This is a genomic window from Sporomusa sp. (assembly GCF_057736855.1).
Genome location: NZ_JBYKYF010000206.1, coordinates 1 through 5,604, shown reverse-complemented (window position 1 = coordinate 5,604; position 5,604 = coordinate 1). Strand labels below are relative to the sequence as shown.

Sequence of the window (5,604 nt, the reverse complement as noted above, 5' to 3'; positions counted from 1 at the left end):
GTTACTACCAACTGTGTAATGCCATTGACAGCCAACGAAACCTACGGTGATCGTATCTATACCCGCAGCGTCACCGGCCTTCAGGGTGGCAACCATATTCCGAACCGCGACTTCTCGGAGATTATTGCCAAAGCCAAAGCACTACCTAAGCTTCCTGATAAAGCTGGTACTTACACCTTGACTACCGGTTTTCATCATAACGCCATTCTCGGTTTGGCGGACAAAATCGTCGCTGCCGTTAAAGCTGGAAAAATTAAACGCTTCTTCCTGGTGGGCGGCTGTGACGGCGCGAAACCAGGCCGTAACTACTACACCGAACTGGCTGAAAAGATTCCGAAAGACTGCATTATTCTTACTGTCGCCTGCGGCAAATACCGCTTTAATCATCTGGATTTTGGTACCATTGACGGCATTCCCCGTCTCATCGACCTCGGTCAGTGCAATAACGCGTACTCAGGTATCCAAGTGGCAATGGCTTTGGCCAAAGCATTTAACTGTGGCGTAAATGACCTGCCGCTGTCCTTTATTCTCTCCTGGTTTGAACAAAAAGCTGTTGCCATTCTCCTCACACTCTTGCATTTGGGAGTTAAGAACATCCGCATCGGCCCATCTGCTCCGGCTTTCCTAACCCCTGGAGTATTCAAAGTACTCAACGACAATTTTGGCCTCCAACTTATCACCACTCCGGATGAAGATTTAAAAGCTATATTAGGTTAACAGGTCTACAAAAATGGACGAATCACTTACCATGATTCGTCCATTTTTAAATTAAATTGCCTTTTCAAATACCACACATTGATTGCGGCCCTGCCGTTTAGCCCGATACAAGGCAATGTCAGCTTCCCTGAATGCCTCCTGACAAGCAATGCTTGGCCGTTTCAACGAAACTCCGATACTGATCGTTACGTGTACGCGCTCAGAATCATGAAAAAAATCGCAACTACTTACCTGATAACGCAGACGCTCAGCGATTTTTAGTGCAAACTGCAACGAAGTATCTGGTAACACCAGCACAAATTCCTCGCCACCATAGCGAAAAGCCATATCTTGGTTACGGATATTCATTTTAATAATATTGCCGATGGTTGTTAACACATAATCGCCAAACAAATGACCATACGTATCATTAAGTTGCTTAAAATGATCAATATCAATGATTAAAAGTGCATACTGCTGCAAATCAGCAGTTTTTTCCAAATAGGCCCGGTGGTTTAACAAACCAGTCAACTCGTCAGTATGCGCCAGTTGATAGTGCCAGGCATTTTCCTGCATAAGCTGAGCTATTTTTCCTTCTTGTAGATACTGTCTTTCAACAACCTGTAGCATATGAGCAGTAGTAAACGATATTATGGCAAAAACCATAATATTATACACATTTTTCAACCAAAAAGCCGTTGAAAATGCTTCTGCCGCTAACGTTTGAACAGCCATATATATAAACGTCATAACTGCAACCATCCGCCAGACCCGGCTACGCCCATCGCTAAGCACCATGCGAATCAGCAGCAAATGATACAATATATCACTATACATAGCCCCAGTCAGCGTAAATCCTACACATAACACTATATTAACAACAAGTTCACCCAATAGCAGTCTAGCCTGCCGCCAGCATATAATCAGATGATAGGCCATATGCACAACAACCAGAGCAACAATCTCCCACTGCGGCCCAGACGTTGCCACAGTGGCTATCATGCTAAACAAGGCAAAAATACAGCTCATTCGTCTGATAATTACTTGCAGTTGTGAAGCTGGGTCACCCCATATTCTTAGTGCGGACATACGTTTGACTGAACCCATTCATCCCCAAACTCCTTTTTTGCAGGAGTAAATTGTATACTTTCTTATAGCATTATCTTAACATATTTATGGAAAAAAAAGTATGTAATCTATTTGAAAAATTAACCGCATTTCCTCCTATAAATCTACAAAACTCACCAAAATACATATCGGTCCTGCGTAACTTGTACACAGGACCGAAAATGTTAGCGTTGATAATATTGGGCCACTTTAGCAAAAGCATTTCCACTGGCAGCAATGGTTGCATCAATGTCCGCCTGGGTATGTGCACCAGACATAAAAGCGGCTTCAAATTGGGAAGGAGCTAGATATACTCCCTGTTCTAACATGGCATGGAAAAATATAGCAAAAGCAGCTACATCAGACTGTTTGGCACTCACGTAATCGTAAACTGGCTTATCACTAAAGAATAGGCCAAACATCGTGCCAGCTTGATGGAATTGGAGATTAAGTCCATATTTTTGTGCCTGTGACTTAAGACCAGCACACAACGCGGCAGTCAATGCCGTCACCTGTTCATAAAACCCTTCCGTATGTGATAATATCCGTAAAGTGGCAAGTCCGGCGGTCATTGCCAATGGATTACCGCTCAATGTGCCGGCCTGGTATACTGGTCCGGCTGGCGCAACTAGCTCCATGATGTCTCGCCGTCCGCCATAAGCACCAACAGGTAAACCACCGCCAATAACTTTGCCCAGACAGGTAAGGTCTGGCATAACATTATACACTTCCTGGGCTCCGCCATAAGCCACCCGGAACCCTGACATGACTTCGTCAAAAATCAACAGTGCGCCATATTGTTCGGTAATGGCCCTTACTTGTTGAAGATAGCCATCCCGTGGCAGAACCAGCCCCATATTGCCGGGAACAGGTTCAATAATAACAGCAGCAATATCTTCGCCATATTTCTCGAATACCGTCGCCAAGCCTGCGGCATCGTTATACTCGACGGTTATTGTATTGCCGGCAATGGTCTTTGGTACCCCCGGACTGTCCGGCACTCCTAACGAAGTTGCGCCAGATCCGGCCTTAACCAGCAGACTGTCATGGTGACCATGATAACAGCCGGCAAATTTAACGATTTTATTGCGCTTGGTAAAAGCCCGGGCAAGCCTAAGAACACTCATAGTGGCCTCAGTGCCAGAATTGACAAACCGCACAAGTTCCATCGACGGCATTGCTTCTGAAATTAAGCGAGCCAACTCGGTTTCCAACAGCGTCGGTGCGCCATAGCTGGTACCACGTACTAACGCCTCTGTCAGTTCATGCGTTACTTCCGGATGGGCATGCCCCAAGATCATGGGCCCCCAGGAACCTACATAATCGATATACGAATTACCGTCAATATCATAAATACGGCTGCCTGCTGCCTTAGCAATGAATGGGGGTGTGCCACCAACTCCCCGGAAAGAACGAACCGGACTATTGACAACGCCGGGAATGTATTTTTTAGCCTCAGCAAACGCAGCAGTTGATTTCTCTAACGTAAAATTCATGCCATTCTACTCCTTTCAACCCGTCAGGTGCTATCGGAGGAAGCCGCAGCACTTTTTATATACAGTTGGGGAGACTCTCTTATACCCCTAAGTTTGCCTTAAAATCTTCTCGCGCTTATTTATAACCACCGTGCAGCGTCCAGCGCATGATAAGTAATAATCATATCCGCACCAGCGCGTCTCATCCCTAATAATGTCTCCATAACCAGCCGCCGTTCATCAATCAGTCCTTGGGAAGCAGCGGCCTTAACCATAGCATATTCGCCACTTACATTGTAAGCGACAACCGGCACCCAAAACTGGTCTTTCACTTGCCGGACAATATCAAGGTACGCTAATGCGGGCTTAACAATAACAAGGTCAGCACCTTCGTCAATATCAAGCGCCACTTCTTTCAGTGCTTCACGGGAGTTTGCTGGGTCCATCTGATATGCCCGCCGGTCACCAAACTGAGGAGCTGAATCGGCGGCAACCCTAAACGGCCCGTAATAGGCAGAGGCATACTTGGCGGCATAAGACATAATACTTACATCACTGTAACCACTGGCATCAAGTCCGTTGCGGATAGCGGCTACCCGACCATCCATCATATCGGAAGGAGCCACCATGTCCGCACCGGCCTTAGCATGACTTAGCGCAACCGCGGCTAACAGCGGCAGTGTCGCATCATTATCCACTTTATGCTCGTTTAGCAGGCCACAATGCCCATGGTCCGTATATTGACACAAACAAACATCACTAATGACAACAAGTTCCGGCAATGCCTGCTTGATAGCCGCAATGGCCTGCTGCACCGGGCTTTTCATATCCCAGGCACTGCTGCCGCGCTCATCTTTGTATTCCGGCAGACCAAATACAAGTACAGCCGGTATACCCAGATCATATACCTCTCGCGCTAATTCAACAGCCATATCTGGTGATAGATGGTAATTACCTGGCAGCGAGGATATTTCTGTTTTTATCTTGGTACCTGGCACAACAAATAACGGGTAAATCAGATTACTAGGTGTTAAGATTGTCTCTCTTACCATATTGCGAATCCCATCGGTAGCTCTCAGCCGCCGGGGACGATGCACCATAGACATGTGTGTATTCCCCCTTGTGTGCTAAACCCGGTGATATCCTTCATGGTATCGCTGGGTGCAGCACTTCTATATACTCAGTAAATCCCTGATAGGCTACTAACAGATGAAAAACCTTATTTGTTTTCATATAAGGCAGTAATGGCTTCAATAAGACCTTTAATGGTATATTCTTCAGCAATAACATCAGGCTTGACGCCATTAGCCAAGCAAGTCTCGGCAGTAATCGGGCCTATACAGGCTACTTTTGCCTTAGTCACAAGCTGAGTAGCATTTGGGCCTAACAACTCCAGCAGGTTGGTTACGGTAGACGAGCTAGTAAAGGTAATAATGTCAATTTTACCTGCAACTAATGAAGCGGCTAATTTAGCTCCGTCAGTATCACCAATCACGGTTCGGTAAGCAGGGACAACCTGGACAGTAGCTCCCAGCGTCTTTAGCCTTTCTGGAAGAATATCCCTGGCAACTAAGGCCCGAGGAATCAGTATTTTCATATTAGGCGTTATGTAAGGTTCCAATGCTTCCACAATGCCCTCAGCCCTAAATTCTGCCGGAATAATATCAGCGGTAATTCCGTAACCTTTGAGCTGAGCCGCAGTCTGTGAACCGATAGCAGCCACTTGGGCCTTAATCGCTCTGGTATCCAGTCCGGCAGCAGCCATACGGGCAAAAAAGTGTTCAACCCCATTGGCACTGGTAAAAATCAGCCAGTCATATTCTTGTATATGGGCAATGGCTAGATCAAGCGGTTCATAGCTTGGAGGCGGTACAATCTTAATCGCCGGAGCTTCTATACAGTCAGCACCTAATTTAGCCAACTCTTGGCTAAGAATACTGGCCTGTTCTCTTGCCCGGGTAACCAGTACCTTTTTACCAAATAAAGGTTTATTGTCATACCAAGCTAATTTGTCACGAAAAGTGACAACTTGACCAACAATGAAGATCGCTGGCGGCTTTAACCCCCGAGAAGCAACATCACGAGCAGCCTCTCCCACGGTTGTCACCAGTACTTCCTGTTCCGGTTTGGTACCCCAGCGGATTACAGCCGCTGGCGTGTCAGCCGGACGACCATACTCGATAAGTTTACTGGTAATATGCGGCAGGTTCTCTACCCCCATAAGAAACACTAACGTATCAACAGCGGTAGCCAACTTATCCCACTTCAGGCTGGATTCGCCTTTTGTCGGGTCTTCATGGCCAGTAATGACCGCAAACGAGGTAGC

General features: G+C 46.5%; 5 protein-coding genes. 1 reads left to right on the top strand and 4 read right to left on the bottom strand.

What is annotated here, in order from left to right; all coding sequences use genetic code 11:
* Positions 1 to 717, top strand: a 717-nt coding sequence (gene hcp, locus AC29Z1_RS12665; protein ID WP_488271820.1) for a hydroxylamine reductase, incomplete at its 5' end; no start/stop codon positions are given.
* A gap of 51 nt (positions 718 to 768) precedes the next feature.
* Here the strand turns inward: hcp and AC29Z1_RS12660 are convergent.
* From AC29Z1_RS12660 to AC29Z1_RS12645, 4 genes are all read right to left on the bottom strand, one after another.
* A complete protein-coding gene (locus AC29Z1_RS12660; protein WP_488271819.1) occupies positions 769 to 1,803 on the bottom strand; it encodes a GGDEF domain-containing protein in 1,035 nt (344 codons plus the stop codon).
* 185 nt (positions 1,804 to 1,988) lie between these two features.
* On the bottom strand, positions 1,989 to 3,299 hold the full coding sequence (hemL, locus tag AC29Z1_RS12655) for a glutamate-1-semialdehyde 2,1-aminomutase (protein WP_488271818.1): 1,311 nt from the start codon (positions 3,297 to 3,299) through the stop codon (positions 1,989 to 1,991).
* A 119-nt stretch (positions 3,300 to 3,418) separates the two neighbouring features.
* Positions 3,419 to 4,384, bottom strand: a complete 966-nt coding sequence (gene hemB / locus AC29Z1_RS12650; RefSeq protein WP_488271817.1) for a porphobilinogen synthase — start codon at positions 4,382 to 4,384, stop codon at positions 3,419 to 3,421.
* A 113-nt stretch (positions 4,385 to 4,497) separates the two neighbouring features.
* Positions 4,498 to 5,604 (bottom strand): bifunctional uroporphyrinogen-III C-methyltransferase/uroporphyrinogen-III synthase (locus AC29Z1_RS12645; RefSeq protein WP_488271816.1); only part of this gene is annotated, 1,107 nt, incomplete at its 5' end.